The sequence below is a fragment of the Shinella zoogloeoides genome (genome assembly GCF_033705735.1).
Classification (GTDB): Bacteria; Pseudomonadota; Alphaproteobacteria; order Rhizobiales; family Rhizobiaceae; genus Shinella; species Shinella zoogloeoides_A.
Map to the genome: position 1 here is coordinate 185946 of NZ_CP131130.1, position 16361 is coordinate 202306.

The following is a 16361-nucleotide window of genomic DNA, read 5'->3' on the forward strand; positions in this document are numbered from 1 at the left end:
AGGGAGGATCGACATGTATGACGCCGGCATGAGCTTCGGGCTTGGCGAGGATATCGAGGCGCTGCGCGAGAGCGTGCGGCGCTTTGCGGCCGACAGGATCGCCCCGCTGGCCGCCGCGATCGACCGCAGCAACACCTTTCCGATGCCGCTCTGGCGGGAGCTGGGCGACCTCGGCCTGCTCGGCATCACCGCGCCGGAAAGTTTCGGCGGCGCCGGCATGGGCTATCTCGCCCATTGCGTGGCGATGGAGGAGATCAGCCGCGCCTCGGCCTCCGTCGGCCTCAGCTACGGCGCCCATTCCAATCTCTGTGTCAACCAGATCGTCCGCAATGCCTCGCCGGCGCAGCGGGAACGGTACCTGCCGAAGCTGATCTCCGGCGAACATGTCGGCGCGCTCGCCATGTCCGAGCCGGGGGCGGGGTCGGATGTCGTGTCCATGAAGCTGCGCGCGGAAAAACGTGGGCCACGCTATGTGCTGAACGGCAACAAGATGTGGATCACCAACGGGCCGGATGCGGATGTGCTGGTGGTCTATGCCAAGACCGATCCCGAAGCCGGCCCGCGCGGCATCACCGCCTTCCTCGTCGAGAAGGGTTTCAAGGGTTTTTCCACCGCGCAGAAGCTCGACAAGCTCGGCATGCGCGGCTCCAATACCTGCGAGCTGGTCTTCACCGATTGCGAGGTGCCGGAGGAGAACGTGATGGGCACCGTCGGGCGCGGCGTCAACGTGCTGATGTCCGGTCTCGACTATGAGCGCGTCGTGCTGTCGGGCGGCCCGCTCGGCATCATGGCCGCCTGCCTCGATGTGGTCGTGCCCTATCTTCACGAGCGCAAGCAGTTCGACCGGTCCATCGGCGAGTTCCAGCTCATGCAGGGCAAGGTGGCGGACATGTATGTCGCGCTCAATGCCTGCCGCGCCTATGTCTATGCCGTGGCGAGCGCCTGCGACCGTGGCGAGACGACGCGCAAGGATGCCGCCGGCTGCATCCTTTATTCCGCCGAGATGGCGACCAAGCTGGCGCTGGAGGCCATCCAGTCGCTCGGCGGCAACGGCTATATCAACGACTATCCGACCGGCCGCCTGCTGCGCGATGCGAAACTCTACGAAATTGGCGCCGGCACCTCGGAAATCCGCCGCATGCTGATCGGCCGCGAAATCTTCCAGGAGACGCTGTGATGCCGGTTCTCCCTTCGGCCGTGAACACGCGCAGCGAAACCTTCGCGGCAAACCGCAAGGCGATGCTCGATGCGCTGGCCTTGGTGGAAGAGGCGGCGAGCCTTGCCATGGACGGCGGCGGGGCGAAGGCGCGCGAGCGCCACCTTTCCCGCGGCAAGCTGCTGCCGCGCGAGCGGGTGGCGCAGCTTCTCGACCCTGGCTCGCCCTTCCTCGAAATCGGCCTCACCGCCGGCCACGGCCTCTATGACGGCGCCTCGCCCTCCGGCGGCATGATCGCCGGCATCGGCCGCGTCTCCGGCCTCGAATGCATGATCGTCTGCAACGACGCAACGGTGAAGGGCGGCACCTATTATCCCATCACCGTGAAGAAGCATTTGCGCGCGCAGGAGATCGCGGCGCAGAACCGTCTGCCCTGCATCTACCTCGTCGATTCCGGCGGGGCGAACCTGCCGAACCAGGACGAGGTGTTTCCGGACCGCGATCATTTCGGCCGCATCTTCTACAACCAGGCGCAGATGTCCGCCGCCGGCATCCCGCAGGTCGCCGTCGTCATGGGAAGCTGCACGGCGGGCGGGGCCTATGTGCCGGCGATGAGCGACGAGACCGTCATCGTCGAGAACCAGGGCACGATCTTCCTCGCCGGCCCGCCTCTGGTAAAGGCCGCGACGGGTGAGGTGGTGACGGCAGAAGACCTTGGCGGCGGCGACGTGCACACCCGCCTTTCCGGCGTCGCCGATCACCTGGCGCGCGACGACCGCCATGCCCTTGCCATCGCCCGTGGGATCGCCGCCAATCTCAACACGCAGAAGCCGCCGGTCGTGAGGTCCGGCGCGGGCGATGCCCCACTCTACGACCCGGAAGAGCTTCTCGGCATCGTGCCGGCCGACACGCGCACGCCCTATGACGTGCGCGAGGTGATCGCCCGCATGGTCGACGGCTCGCGTTTCGACGAGTTCAAGGCCCGCTTCGGCACCACGCTCGTCTGCGGCTTCGCGGCCCTCCACGGCCTGCCCGTCGGTATTATCGCCAGCAACGGCGTGCTCTTTTCCGAGGCAGCGCTGAAGGGGGCGCATTTCATCGAGCTCTGCGCCCAGCGCGGCATTCCGCTGCTCTTCCTGCAGAACATCACCGGCTTCATGGTCGGCCGCAAATACGAGGCGGAGGGCATCGCCAAGCATGGGGCGAAGCTCGTCACCGCCGTCGCCACCGCAGGCGTGCCGAAGATCACGGTGCTGATCGGCGGCTCCTATGGCGCGGGCAATTACGGCATGTGCGGCCGGGCCTATTCGCCGCGTTTCCTCTGGACCTGGCCGAACAGCCGCATCGCCGTCATGGGCGGCGAGCAGGCGGCGGGCGTGCTGGCGACCGTGAAGCGCGAGGGCATCGAGCGGGCGGGCGGGAGCTGGAGCACGGAGGAGGAGGCCGCCTTCAGGCAGCCGACCATCGACATGTTCGCCCGCCAGAGCCACCCGCTCTATGCCTCGGCAAGGCTCTGGGACGACGGCATCGTCGATCCGCGCCGGACGCGCGACGTCCTGGCGCTCTCGCTCTCGGCGGCGCTCAACGCGCCCGTCGAGCCCACCCGTTTCGGCGTCTTCAGGATGTAGAGGAGGCAAGTCATGAAACGCGAATCGATCAATGCCAAAAACGCCCCCGCCCCGCGCGGCGGCTATTCGCAGGCCGTGAAGATCGAGGATTTCAAGACGCTGGTCTTCGTCAGCGGCCAGATCCCCGTTTCCGACGACGACAAGGTGCCGGAGAGCTTCGAGGACCAGGCCCGGCTCGTCTGGCGCAATGTCGACGCGCAACTGAAGGCGGCGGGCATGACGAAGGCGGACCTCGTCAAGGTCACGACCTTCCTCTCCGACCGGCACCACGCCACCGCCAACCGCGAGATCCGCAGCGAATATCTCGGCGCCGTCGCCCCAGCGATGAGCGTCGTCATCACCTCGATCTTCGATGGAAAATGGCTGCTGGAAGTCGAAGCCGTCGCAGCCCAGTGAGAAGCGGAGCCGGGATGTTCAGGAAGATCCTCATCGCCAATCGCGGCGAAATCGCCTGCCGCATCATCCGCACCGCAAGGCGCATGGGTGTGGCGACGGTCGCCGTCTATTCGGATGCCGACCGGGCGGCGCTGCATGTCGGGATGGCCGACGAGGCGATCCGCATCGGTCCGGCGGAGGCGGCGAAGAGCTACCTGAACGGCCCGGCGATCATCGAGGCGGCAAAGGCGAGCGGTGCCGAGGCGGTGCATCCCGGCTACGGCTTCCTTTCGGAAAACCCCGATTTCGTCGAGGCGGTGGAGACCGCGCGCCTCGTCTTCATCGGCCCCTCCGCCAACGCCATCCGCGCCATGGGCCTCAAGGACGCCGCCAAAGCGCTGATGGAAAAGGCCGGCGTGCCCGTCGTGCCCGGCTATCACGGTCACAGGCAGGAAGCAGCCTTCCTCGCCGGCGAGGCGGTGGCCATCGGCTATCCCGTGCTGATCAAGGCGCGCGCCGGCGGCGGCGGCAAGGGCATGCGGCGGGTGGATGACCCGACCGATTTCTCCGCCGCGCTGGACAGCGCCCGCCGCGAGGCCGAAAGCGCCTTCGGAGACGGCCGCGTGCTGGTCGAGAAATACATGGCCAAGCCCCGCCATATCGAGGTGCAGGTCTTCGGCGACGGGCATGGCGATGTCGTGCATCTCTTCGAGCGCGACTGCTCGCTCCAGCGCCGGCACCAGAAGGTGATCGAGGAAGCGCCCGCTCCCGGCATGACGGCGGAGATGCGCGCCGCGATGGGCGCGGCGGCCGTGCGCGCGGCGGCGGCGATCGGCTATAGCGGCGCGGGCACGGTGGAGTTCATCGCCGACGTTTCCGAGGGGCTTCGGCAGGACCGGTTCTATTTCATGGAGATGAACACGCGCCTGCAGGTGGAGCATCCGGTGACGGAGGCGATCACCGGCCTCGATCTCGTCGAATGGCAGCTCCGCGTCGCTGCCGGCGAGCCGCTACCGAAGCGGCAGGAAGAGCTTGCCATCGACGGCTGGGCCTTCGAGGCGCGGCTTTATGCGGAAAATCCGGCCCGCGACTTCCTGCCGGCGACCGGCCGCCTCTCGGTCTTCGATGTGCCGGAGGGCGTGCGCGTGGATTCCGGCGTGCAGGCCGGCGATGTCATCACCCCCTATTACGATCCGATGATCGCCAAGGTGATCGCCCATGGCCGCGACCGCGCCGAGGCGCTGGCAAGGCTCGAGGGGGCGCTCCGGCAATGCCGCGTCGGCGGGTTGGTCACCAATGCCGGCTTCCTCGCCCGCCTCTGCCGCCTGCCGGCCTTCGCGGCGGGCGATGTCGATACGGGCCTGATCGGCCGTGCCGGCGAAAGCCTGCTGGCGGAGCCGGATGCCTCCGAGGAGGCCTTCGCGCTCGCCGCCCTCTCGGCGCTCGGCTTCCTCGAAGCCGCCACTGAACCCGATCCCTGGGGGCGGCTGCGCGGCTTCCGGCTCTGGGGCGAGGCGGCGCGGACGGCCTTCCTCGATCATGGCGGCGTGGAACATGCACTGCGCGTGACGATCCGCGGCAAGGAGAATTTCCGGGTCGAGCACAACGGCCTTGCGACGGACCTGCGCCTGCACTCCATCGACGGATCGTCCCTCCAGGTGGATGTCGATGGCCATATCCTCCCGGCGACGGTTCACCGCGACCGATCGGCCATCGCCGTCTTCTTCGGCGGCCACGGCCATGCCTTCGCGACCGCCGAAGAGGCCGGTCATCATGGCGAGGCGGCGGCGGGCGGCGACCGGCTTTCGGCGCCGATGCCGGGGCTGGTGCGGATCGTGGCGGCGGAGCAGGGCGCGCGCGTCGCAAGGGGCGAGCCGCTGGTCACCATGGAGGCGATGAAGATGGAACTGGTGCTGGCGGCCCCACGCGATGGCGTGGTGGCGGCGGTGCCGGTAGCGGTGGGCGACCAGGTGGCGGAAGGCGCGCTGCTTCTTGCGCTGGAGCCCGAGGAGGCGACATGAAGCGGCGTATCGAAATCGTGGAAATGGCGGCCCGCGACGGCCTGCAGAACGAGAAGGCGATCATTCCGGCCGCTGACAAGATCGCGCTGATTGATCTCCTGTCCGGCTGCGGTTTCCGACGCATCGAGGCGACGAGCTTCGTCAGCCCGAAATGGGTGCCGCAGCTCGCCGACGGCGCCGAGGTGATGGCCGGCATCCGGCGCCGGCCGGGCGTTTCCTATTCGGCGCTGGTGCCCAACATGAAGGGCTACGAGGCCGCGCGGGTGGCCCGCGCCGACGAGATCGCCGTCTTCCTCTCGGCCTCCGAGGGTTTTTCGCAGGCCAACCTCAACTGCTCGATCGCCGAGAGCATCGAACGCGCCCGCCCGGTGGCGGAGGCGGCGCGGCGGGACGGCGTTCCGCTGCGCGGCTATGTCAGCTGCGTCGTGCGCTGCCCCTATGACGGGCCGGTCGCGCCGCAGGCCGTGGCGGAGGTCGCCCGCCAGCTCCTCGATCTCGGCTGCCATGAGGTGAGCCTCGGCGACACGATCGGGCGCGCCTGGCCGAGCGAGGTTGCGGCCATGCTGGAGGCGGTGCTGGACATAGCCGCGCCGGAAAACCTCGCCGGCCATTTCCACGATACGAGCGGAATGGCGCTCGACAATATCCGCGTCGCGCTCGATCATGGGCTCTCCGTCTTCGACGCGTCGGTCGGCGGGCTCGGCGGTTGCCCCTTCGCGCCTGGCGCGCGCGGCAATGTCGATACGCTCGCCGTCGCCGACATGCTGGCCGAGACGGATTACGAGACGGGGCTCGACCCGGAAAAGCTCGCCGCTGCCGCGGCCTTCGCCCGCCGCATCACCGGCATGCATCATGAGGAGGTGCAGCCATGAACTTCGAGACGATTTCCGTATCCGTCGACCGGCGCGGCGTCGCCGCCCTGACGCTCCGCCGCCACGCCCAGCACAATGCGCTGTCCGGTCTGATGATCCGCGAGCTGACGGCCGTCGCCGGCCTGCTTGCCGAGGACAGGGCGGTGCGCGCCGTCGTCCTCACCGGGGAGGGCGAGAGCTTCTGCGCCGGCGGCGACCTCAACTGGATGAAGGAGCAGATCGCCGCGACGCGCGAGGAGCGCATCGCCGAGGCGCGCCGCCTCGCGCTGATGCTGAAGGCGCTGCGCGACCTGTCGAAGCCGCTCGTCGCCCGCGTCAACGGGCAGGCCTATGGCGGCGGCGTCGGGCTCATCAGCGTCTGCGATGCGGCGATCGCCGTGGAGGGTGCCCGCTTCGGCCTCACCGAAACCCGCCTCGGCCTCATCCCGGCGACGATCAGCCCCTATGTCGCCGCACGCATCGGCCCCGTGGCCTTCCTGCGCTTCGCCACCTCCGCCCGCCTGTTCGATACGGCGGTCGCGCGCGATATCGGCCTCGTGAGCCGCATCGTGGCGCCGGAGGCGCTGGATGAGGCCGTGGAGGCGGAGATCACGCCCTATTTCGCGGCCTCGCCGAATGCGGTGGCGGCGGCGAAAGCGCTCGCCCATGCGCTCGCCCCGCCCATCGACGACAAGGTCATCGAGATGACGCTGACCCGGCTTGCCGATACCTGGGAGACGCCCGAGGCGGGGGAGGGGATTTCGGCCTTTCTGGAGAAGCGAAAGCCGGGTTGGGTATTGGCCGATACGAAAGCGTGACATTGCGGGTTTGGCTTTGCCCCTCACCCTAACCCTCTCCCCGCAAGCGGGGAGAGGGGACTTGCCCCACGCAACGTTGGAAGTTTGGGAAACCGTTGCGGCATATCCCCTTTTCCCCAGCGGGGAGAAGGTGCCGGCAGGCGGATGAGGGGGATGCCGAAGGCAGAAAGAAAAGTTTCTCTTTGCCGCCCCCTCATCCGACCCTTCGGGCCACCTTCTCCCCGAGGGGAGAAGGGAAGGACGGCGACGTCGAATTCCATATGCGGTGACCCTGCCGCTTACGGGGAGCGGGGCGTACCCACTTGCGGCCATTGGTTGAGGAAACCGGCGCGGCATATCTCCTTCGCCCCGCTTGCGGGGAGAAGGTGGCCGGCAGGCCGGATGAGGGGCGGACCCCGGCCAAAAAAGGACATCGCCCCTATTCGATGAACACTCGCACGCTCGCCGCCCGCCCGGCAGCGTCGATCACCGTCAGCGTCGAGAAGCCCGCGCCCTCCGGCGTCCACTGCGTCGTGCGCCGGCGTGCGGCGTCGGGCAGTACCTTGCCGTTGGCGAGCCAGCGGAAGGGCGCGCGGCCGCCCTGGAGCTTCAGGACGAGCGGCGAGATCGCGCCCGCCGTCGTCGCGCCGAGCTCCACATGGGCGCCCTCCGGCGGATAGACGATTTGCGGCGCGGGCTCGCGCCCGGCGGTGGCGACGAGGCCGTTCGACGTGGTGGAGAAGCGGCGCATGCTGGCCGGCAGTTCCGATTGCGCGATGCGCACGGCGCCCGCCGGCGCGCGCGGCAGCGCGGTGATGGCGACGCCGGAGCGCGAGAAGGCTTCGAAGAGGATGGGCGCGGCGGCGCCGTAGCCCGTCAGGCCCGGCACGGCGCCGTTGTCGGCGCGGCCGACCCAGACGCCGAGCACATGCCGGCCGTCATAGCCGACCGACCAGGCGTCGCGGTAGCCGTAGCTCGTGCCGGTCTTGTAGGCGATGCCGAGCCGGCGGCTGCCGGTCGGCGGGATGACGGCGGACAGCACGTCCGAGACCTGCCAGACGGCGACGGGATCGAGCAGCGGATCGCCGTCGATAACGGCGGCATCCCCCGTGATGCCGTCGCCGAGCCGGACCGGCATGCCGCGATTGGCGAGCGCGGCATAGAGCTGGGTGAGGTCGCGCAGCGTGATGCCGAGGCCGCCGAGGCCGATGGCAAGGCCGGGCGTCTCGCCCGGCGGCAGCTCGGGCCGCACCTCGGCGCGGCGGAAGCGCACCATCATCCGCGTCGGGCCGACGGCGTCGAGCAGGCGCACGGCGGGCACGTTGAGGGACAGCTGCAGGGCCTTGCGCACGCTGATGTCGCCCTGGTAGGTCATGTCGAAATTGCGTGGCCGATAGCCGGAGAAATCGGCGGGACGGTCCTCGACGATGGTCTCCTGCGCGACCAGGCCCTCCTCGAAGGCGAGGCCGTAGATGAACGGCTTCAGCGCCGAGCCGGGCGAGCGGCGGATGCGCGTCATGTCGATCCAGCCGGCGCGGCTGCCGTCGAAATAATCCGCCGAGCCGACTTCGCCTAGAATCTCGCCGGTGCGGGCATCGGCCATCACCATGGCGATGGAGACCTTCGGGCCGAGCCGCTCGGCGGCCTCGCGGGCGACGGTCTCCAGCCCGTCCTGCACCGTGCGGTCGAGCGTGGTGCTGCGCGTGACCGCCTTCGGGTCCTTGCGCAGCGCAAGTTCCGAGAGATGGGCGGCGTAGGACGGAAGCTGCTTGCGGCGGGTAGGGATGGCCTCGGCGCTCGCGCGCTCGGCCTCGCCCTCGCCGATGATCTCGGAGACCGCCATGCGGTTCAGCACGCGCTCGCGCGCTTTTTCCGCCACCTCCCGGTGCCGGTCGGGCCGGCGCTTTTCGGGAAGCTGCGGCAGGGCGACGAGGAGGGCGGCCTCGGCGACGGAAAGCCGCTTCGGCTCCTTGCCGAACCAGGCGAGGCTTGCCGCCCGCACCCCTTCGAGATTGCCGCCATAGGGGGCAAGCGTCAGGTAGAGGTCGAGGATCTCGGCCTTGGAGAGCCGCCGTTCGAGCTGGACGGCGCGCGCCATCTGGCGCAGCTTGGCGAGCATCGACCGGCTCTCGCGCGGCTCGATCAGGCGGGCGACCTGCATGGAGAGCGTCGAGCCGCCCGAAACGATATGGCCGCTGGTGACGAACTGGCCGGCGGCGCGCAGCAGCGCCAGCGGATCGATGCCGGAATGCGCGTTGAAGCGCCGGTCCTCATAGGCAAGCAGCATGCGGATGAACTGCGGATCGACATCGGCGGCTGTGGTCTTCAACCGCCAGTGCCCCTGCGGCGTCGCGAAGGCACGCAGCAGCCGGCCGTCGCGGTCGAGCACTTCCTTCGAGACGGTATCCGCCACCCCAACGGGCGGCGGATAGGCGCGGTCCGCACGGTCGAGCCCGAAGGCGAGGGCGGCAATAGCCGCCGCCCCGCTCAGGGAACCGACGAGGAGCTTGCGCCAGAGCGCCATGGCGTCCCCTCCTACTCGGCCTTGACGACCTGCATGCGGCCGGTCGCCGTGCGGGCGGAGTATTGCGGACGGTACATGTCCTCCACCTGCGCGGCCGGCAGGTCGTAGGTGCCGGGTGTCACGGCGCGTACGACATAGGCGAGCGTCACCTCGCGGTTGTCGCCTTCGCTGCGGTTGAAGGCCGCCACGAAGCGGTCGTAGCGGAACTCCGTATGCGCCGCCTCGGTCTGGCCGAGCCAGTCGAAGTTGGAAAGCTTCGCGCTGTCGACGAGGCTCGGATTGTCGATCTCGAAGCCGGCGGGCAGGAGGTCGGTGATGATGATGCGCGACGGCCAGCTATTGTGCTCCGTCACCTTCAGCACCACGACGTAGCGCTCGTTCTGCGTCGCCTCCGTGATGTTCGCCTCCTCGCCGTCGAGCGTGTAGTAGGTGCGCTCGATGGCGAAGCCGTCGCCGCCGGCCGGCAGCGGATCGGCGGGGGCCGCGACGGTGGTCAGCATGGCCGCGACCGGCTCGCCGGTGCGGTTGGCGACGGTCAGCGGATGCTCCAGCAGGGACTTGCCGGTCATCTGCGCGGCATAGCCGCCGTCGCGTGCCGCGCCGTTGATCTCCAGCTTCAGGCCCTTGTCGGCATCGCGCACGGAGCGCGCGGCGAGCAGCATCCAGGTCTGTTCCTGCGTGCTGGTCCAGCGCTTGTTATCCCACTCCCTGGCGACGAGCTTGGTCAGGTCCGGGATGACGTCGGGAACCGGCCGGCTTTCCGCGGCGAGCGCCAGGATCGCCGCGCCGTCACGCAGCGACGAGCCGTAGTCGGTGCGCGAGAGGCTGGCATTCATGGCGGTCTCGCGCGACAGGCCGAGCGCGTTGGAGAAGATCGTCATCGAGCGCTGGGCATCGCCGTAGAGGCCGAGCGCGCCGGCGATCTGGGCGCGGGCGAGCGGCGAGGAGAACTCGGGGAGCTTCGTATCCGCATAGTAGCGCAGGTCGCTGATCGCGGCCTTGCGGTTGCGGGCGAGCACATAGAGCGCATAGGCGATCTCGTTGCCCTGGGTCGAGACGTTGACGTCGTAGGAGAGGGCGTTCTGCAGGTTGGAGAGCGCCTGCACCATGGCCTTTTCCGGCACCTCGAACTTCTGCTCGCGGGCGCGGGTCAGGAAGTCGGTGACGAAGGCGTCGAGCCAGAGGTCGCCATAGCCGGGAGACCAGAGGCCGAAGCTGCCGGAGGAGGACTGGTTGGCGAGGACGCGATAGATGGCGTCCTGCACCCGCTTCTGCGTTTCCGTGTCCTCCGGCAGGCCGGACTGCCTGGAAAGCTCGCTCAGATAGAGGAGCGGCAGGGCGCGGCTCGTCGTCTGCTCCGTGCAGCCATAGGGATAGCGGTCGAGCGCCATCAGGAGGGCCGGAATGTCGAAGGCAGCAGCGCGCGAGACGTTGAGGCTCACCGAGGCGCCGGCAAGCTGGCTGTCGGCGAGCAACTGGTCGTCGATGGTCAGGCTCCCGTTCGCGGCGATCTCGATGGGCCGGCGCGTGGTGATGGGCATGGCGGCCGGACGCACCGGCACGTTGAGCACCTGCTCCAGCGACATGTCGGCCCCGTTCGTCAGCTTGACGGTGACGAGGCCGTCGCCGGCTTCCCCGCCGATCAGCGGCAGGGTGAGCGCGGTCTTGCCGCCGGGTTCGAGCTTCAGCATCTGGCTGGCGCCTGTCTGGTCGACCATGACCGAGGCATTGTGCGTGACCTCGACCGTATAGTCGCCGGCCGGCGCATCGGTATTGGCGATGTCGAGCCTCAGGTCCGCGCGGTCCCCGGGAGCGAGGAACTTCGGCAGGCTTGCCGTCACCACGACCGGATCGCGGATGACGACATCCTTCGACGCGCTGCCGACGCCCGTCTTCGTCCAGGCGACGGCCATGACGCGTGCGGTGCCGTTGAACTGCGGAATGTCGAAGCTGACCTTGGCGTTGCCCTCCGCGTCCAGCTTCACCGGACCGGCGAAGAAGGCGACGAGCTTTTCCTTCGGCGGGTTGCCCTGGAGCGCCCCTTCGCCGCCGTCGCCGCCGGTGCGCAGGCGCCCCGTCGTGCCGAGTGAGCCGTCGATCAGGCGGCCGTAGATGTCGCGGATCTCCATGCCGAGGCGGCGCTGGCCGAAATACCAGCCGGCCGGATCGGGCGCCTCGTAGCGGGTGAGGTTGAGGATGCCGACATCGACGGCGGCGACCGTGATATAGGCCTCCTCATTGGCGCCGGCGCCCGCGACCTTCAGCGAAATGTCGAGCGGCTGGCGTGGCAGGGTCTTTTCCGGCACGTCGAGCGCGATGTCGAGCTTGCGCTCGGCGGGATCGACCTTCAGCCAGGTGATGCCGATGGCACGCATCGGCATGCGGCTTTCCCGGTCGGAGCCGGGGCGGAAGAGCGTCGCGGTGACGTAGGAGCCCGAGCCCCATTCCTCGGTGACCGGGATTTCCACCTCGCCGCCTTCGGCGCCGATGGTGGCGGTCTGGGTGGCGATCAGGCTTTCCGCGCCGATGGTGACGAGGAGCTGGCCGGCATGGCGCGGCGAAACCTTGAGCTTCGCCGTCTCGCCGACGGCATAGCTTTCCTTGTCGAGCGAGATTTCCAGCGCGTCGGGCGTTTCCGTCGAGCTTGCCGCGACATACCAGCCGGCATCGAACTCGATGCTGGTCGCCGGGCCTTCCGGCTCGGGGCTCTCCACTTCGAGGCGGTAGCGGCCCCAGGTGACGGGAACCGAGATGCGGCCGCCGTCGGCGGCGACGTCCAGCGTGCCGTTGGCGATCTGCGTCGTCGAGAGCACCGGCTCGTAGCGCCAGGAGCTGCCGTCGCGATACCATTGATAGTTCCGCTCGACGGAAAGCAACTTCCAGGGCAGGCCCTGCATCGCCGCCTTCGCGCCGTCCGGATCGACGGCGACGACGTGGAAGTTGGCGACGCTGTTCTCCGAAAGCTCGCCGCCAAATTCCGGCTTCACGCCGATCATCGGGCCGGATGCCTTGACGGGCAGCGTCAGGTTGCGTTCGACGGCGCGGCCGCCCGCTTCCTTCATGCGCAGCGTCACGCGCGCTTCGAGGCGCTGTGTGGTGGAGGGAAGGTCGGAAACGGTGAGGTCGAAGGTCGTTTTGCCCTCGTCGTCGAGCACGTCGAGGCCGTCGAGCGGGACGCGGTTTTCCTCAAGCGCTTCCTCGTCGGCAAGGCCGAAGACATAGTTCGGATAGGCGGCATCCTGGCGCGTCGGCTTCAGGGCGACGTCGCCCTCTATCTCGAGCCCGGCGCCCGGCGCGCCGTAGAGATAGCGGCCCTCGACCGTGATGGGCGCCGGCGTCTCGGCATCGACGAACTTCGCTTCGGTCTTCATGTCGAATTCGATGCGGTCCGGCACGAAGTCGTCGACGAGGAACTGCTTCTCGGCGATCGCCGTGCCCTTCGGGTCGGTATAGACCTGCATGGTCCAGGTGCCGCGCATGCTGTTTTCCATGAGCGGCAGGTCGACGGCATAGCCGCCGAGCGTCGCGCCGTCGGCCACCATGCGGCGATCCTCGACGCCGTCCGGGCGGCTGAAGACGAAGGTGAGCGGCAGCTTCTCGACGGCGTTCGATTCGATGTCGCGGGCAAGCGCTGCGACATGCACCGTCTCGCCGGCGCGGTAGATGCCGCGTTCCGTCCAGGTGAGCACGTCGATGGCGCCCGGCGCCGGGCGGCCGGTGACGCCGCGGTCGGAAAGGTCGAAGCCGGCGCGCGTCATGTCGAGGAAGACGAAGTCGCCTTCGCCCTTCTTGGCGAGGATCACGGCGGGCGTGTTGGCGGCGGTGCCGCGGATGAGGCCGGCGGTGAAGGTGGCGCGGCCGTCGGCATCGGTCGTCGCGGTGCCGAGCACCTCGTTGTTCTTGGCGATCAGCTGCAGCTCGACGCCTTCCAGCGGGCCGGCGCTGTCGAGCGAGCGGGCGAAGACGTTGAGGCCGTCCGTGCCGGCATAGGTGGTAAGGCCGACATCCGAGACGACGAACCATTGCGTGGCCTTGGAATCCCACTCGTTGCTGCGGCCGTTCGTTGCCGCGGCGGTCAGCACGTAGACGCCGGGCTTGCGCTCGGGCAGCGCCTCGTCGACCGGGAAGCTGGTGACGACGTCCTTGTTGAGTTCCGGCGAGATGTCGATCTTGCCCTGCCAGACGAGTTCGCCGTTGTCGTTCTCGATGCGGCTCGCCGAATAGCCGTCGAGCTGGGTGAGGAAGCGGCTGTCGGCCAGCAGCCCGGCGATGGCGCGGTCGCCGACGCGGTAGAGCTTCAGGTCGGCGCTGTCGGTGTTGACCGAGACGATGGGAATGCCGCGGCGGACGCTGCCGGGCAGCACGAAGCCGTCGCCGGTGAAGCGCACCATGGCGGTGCGGTCCTGCACGTAGATGTCGAGGTCGACCGCGGCCGCGAGCGGCTCATCGACGGAGGAGGGCAGGCCGGGGCGGAAGGCGATCTTGTAGCGCTGGCCATGCTTCAGGCCCTCCACGCAGATCTGCCGGTCCTTGGCTTCCACGGCTTTCGGCGCAGCGCCGTCGAGCGTGACGAAGGAGGCGTAGTCGGCGCCGGACTTCACCAGCGGCTCGGAGAATTCCACGCAGGCCCGCGGGCTGGCACTGTCGGAATCGATCGTGTGGCTCACCATGCGGAAGCCCTGCCGGGTCCGCAGGTTCAGATAGGCCGAGCGGACGGCGACGTCTTCCTGCTGCTCGAGGCTCGCCTTGTAGGCATTGATGCCGGCGCGGTAGCTGCCGGAAACGTCGAGCGTGTCGCCGAGCACGGCAAGCGCCCGGGCGCGCGTCTCGGTCGTGCGCGAAAGCTGGTAGGCGTTGATCGCCGCAAGCGCCCCCTGGCCGGCGAGATAGCTGTTGTTTGTCGCCCGGCCCATGGATTCGGCCGTCTCGATCCAGAGATAATAGTCGTCCGGCGCCAGCGACAGCGCGCCGCGGAAGGCGGCGAGCGCCTGGTCGAAGCGGTCGGAGGCCGTTTCGATGCGGCCCAGCGAGGCGAGGCTTTCCGCCCCCTGGCCGACCTGGTCCGCCGGCAGGGCGAGATTGTCGCGGAAGGCGCGGGCATCGTTCAGCATGTATTCGCTGATGAAGGAGAGCGCGGGCGCGGCGCCGATATCGGCGGCATTGTCGGCCTTGACGATCTTGCCGGCGATGGCGCCCTGGAAATGGTTGATCTGGTTGAAGTCGCTCTTCAGGAAGCACCACTTCACCTTGGGGTTATAGGTGAAGGCGCGGCATGACATGTCGTCGATGCAGTCGGTCTTGCACTGGTCGAGCGTCACGTCCTGCACGGTGCGCAGGTCGAAGCCGAAATAGTCGCTGTTCTCGGTGGTGACGATGGTGCGGGTTTCTTCCGCATGGGCGGCCAGCGGTGGCGAGGCGACGGCCGAAAGAACAAGAGCCGTGAAACCGAAGAATGCGCGCATAGACATCAAGTCCTCCTACCGCTGCCGTCTCGTTGCCGCCACTCTTCAGACCCCGTCCCGGCTTGTCAATCGAAAGACCGGGCGTTTCGACGGGGCATGGAAGAGGTGACGCAGGAAATCAGGGGGAAGACGTTTGAGATCCGCCGTTCAATCGCCGGAAATGCGAAATTTTTCGATCCTTGCCGCGTTAACCTTTTGTTAACCATATGAACGCAGACTGCAAAACATCGACGGGCGCTCTTCTGTCATATCGCTGTAACAGCGGGCGGCTAGAACCTCGTCAGACACGAAAGTCGTGTTTCGCAAACGCGGTGACCACGGATGTACTGGCACCTGCGCGAAACACTTCCCCGGTCAGGCCGGGATGAGGAAGCGGGGGTTCAACCCTCGCTTTTTTCATTTGTGCGGCCGGGTTCGGCTCCCCTTTGTTGCGCAGGTTCGGGTGAAGGCGTGTTTCCGCGCCGGGCGGGAATTGCTCCGGCCCGCCGATTGCCCTACCCATGAGGCCGCAGGGCGGCCGCCTTGCGGCTCCTGCCTCTCCCGGACGGTTTCATGTCTGACGTCGCCTTCAACGTCCTGCCCATCTTCGCGCTGATCCTGATCGGCTGGCTGCTGGTCCGCACCGGCTATCTCAGGGAGGAGCTGGGCGAGGGGCTCGGCGAGTTCGTCTTCCGCGTCGCCGTGCCGGTGCTGCTCTTCCGCACCATCGCGGAGGCGAATTTCTCCGGCGAATCGCCGCTGCGCATCTGGGTCGCCTATTTCGCCGGCGTCGCCTTCACCTGGACCGTCGCCCATCTCGCGGCGACGCTCGGTTTCGGGCGCGACCGGCGCATCGGCGTGCTTGCCGGGGTCTCCTCCGCCTTCGCCAACACCATCTTCATCGGCCTGCCGCTCGTCTCGCGCATCGTCGGTAACGACGGCGTGGTGGCGCTCTCCGTCCTCATCTCCGTGCATCTGCCGGTCATGATGATCGCCGGCACGGTGCTGATGGAGCGGGCCGAGCGCAAGGAGCATACGCGCGAGCCGCAAAGCTTCACGGCGCTGCTGCTCGGCATCGGCCGGAGCCTCGTGCGCAATCCGCTGGTGATCGGCCTCGTCGCCGGTGCGCTGTTCCATACCGGCGGCGTTCCGCTCTCCGGCCCGGTGAAGGTGGTGATCGACCAGCTCGCGGCCCTTGCCGCGCCGGCCGCGCTCGTCTCCATCGGCATGGCGCTCAACAAGTACAAGGTCGGCGGCAATGCCGGTATTGCGCTCGCCATGACCGGCCTCAAGCTCCTCATCCTGCCGGGCTCCGTCTATGTCGCCTGCCGGCTGCTCGGCCTTTCGCCGGAATGGACGGCGGCGATGGTGCTGACCTCTTCCGTGCCGACGGGCGTCAACGCCTGGCTGCTCGCCAACCATTTCGGCGTCGGCCACGCGCTCGCCTCCTCGACGATCACCATGACGACGGCGTTCGGCGTCTTCACCGTTTCCTTCTGGGCCTGGCTGCTCGGCTGAGATCCCCTTTCGCCGGCAACAAAAAACCCGGCGCGAAGGCCGGGTTTTCC

Annotated in this window: 9 protein-coding genes; 7 read left to right on the top strand and 2 right to left on the bottom strand. The window is 68.2% G+C overall.

What is annotated here, in order from left to right; translation table 11 throughout:
• The first annotated feature begins 28 nt into the window (after positions 1–28).
• Genes ShzoTeo12_RS00920 through ShzoTeo12_RS00945 form a run of 6 tightly spaced genes read left to right on the top strand, consistent with a single transcriptional unit; the run spans position 29 to position 6849 of the window.
• A complete protein-coding gene (locus ShzoTeo12_RS00920; protein WP_318912476.1) occupies positions 29–1177 on the top strand; it encodes an isovaleryl-CoA dehydrogenase in 1149 nt (382 codons plus the stop codon).
• Positions 1177–2784 (top strand): carboxyl transferase domain-containing protein, encoded by a 1608-nt coding sequence (locus ShzoTeo12_RS00925; protein WP_318910856.1) that lies wholly within the window; start codon positions 1177–1179, stop codon positions 2782–2784. Before ShzoTeo12_RS00920 ends, ShzoTeo12_RS00925 begins: the two co-directional genes overlap by 1 nt.
• Positions 2785–2796: 12 nt before the next feature.
• Positions 2797–3180 (top strand): RidA family protein, encoded by a 384-nt coding sequence (locus tag ShzoTeo12_RS00930; RefSeq protein WP_318910858.1) that lies wholly within the window; start codon positions 2797–2799, stop codon positions 3178–3180.
• 14 nt (positions 3181–3194) lie between these two features.
• Positions 3195–5180: an acetyl/propionyl/methylcrotonyl-CoA carboxylase subunit alpha gene (locus ShzoTeo12_RS00935; protein ID WP_318910860.1), complete on the top strand. Its 1986-nt coding sequence runs from the start codon at positions 3195–3197 to the stop codon at positions 5178–5180.
• Positions 5177–6052: a hydroxymethylglutaryl-CoA lyase gene (locus ShzoTeo12_RS00940; protein ID WP_318910862.1), complete on the top strand. Its 876-nt coding sequence runs from the start codon at positions 5177–5179 to the stop codon at positions 6050–6052. Before ShzoTeo12_RS00935 ends, ShzoTeo12_RS00940 begins: the two co-directional genes overlap by 4 nt.
• Complete coding sequence (locus tag ShzoTeo12_RS00945; RefSeq protein WP_318910864.1) at positions 6049–6849, top strand: crotonase/enoyl-CoA hydratase family protein; 801 nt, start codon at positions 6049–6051, stop codon at positions 6847–6849. Before ShzoTeo12_RS00940 ends, ShzoTeo12_RS00945 begins: the two co-directional genes overlap by 4 nt.
• A 418-nt stretch (positions 6850–7267) precedes the next feature.
• On the opposite strand, the gene pbpC is transcribed toward ShzoTeo12_RS00945, so the two are convergent.
• On the bottom strand, positions 7268–9352 hold the full coding sequence (gene pbpC / locus ShzoTeo12_RS00950) for a penicillin-binding protein 1C (protein WP_318910866.1): 2085 nt from the start codon (positions 9350–9352) through the stop codon (positions 7268–7270).
• An 11-nt stretch (positions 9353–9363) separates the two neighbouring features.
• The gene (locus ShzoTeo12_RS00955) at positions 9364–14814 is read right to left on the bottom strand and encodes an alpha-2-macroglobulin family protein (RefSeq protein ID WP_318912477.1); all 5451 of its coding nucleotides are present in this window, start codon (positions 14812–14814) and stop codon (positions 9364–9366) included.
• A 552-nt stretch (positions 14815–15366) separates the two neighbouring features.
• Between ShzoTeo12_RS00955 and ShzoTeo12_RS00960 the strand changes: the two genes are divergently transcribed.
• On the top strand, positions 15367–16311 hold the full coding sequence (locus tag ShzoTeo12_RS00960; RefSeq protein WP_318910868.1) for an AEC family transporter: 945 nt from the start codon (positions 15367–15369) through the stop codon (positions 16309–16311).
• Positions 16312–16361: the final 50 nt, after the last annotated feature.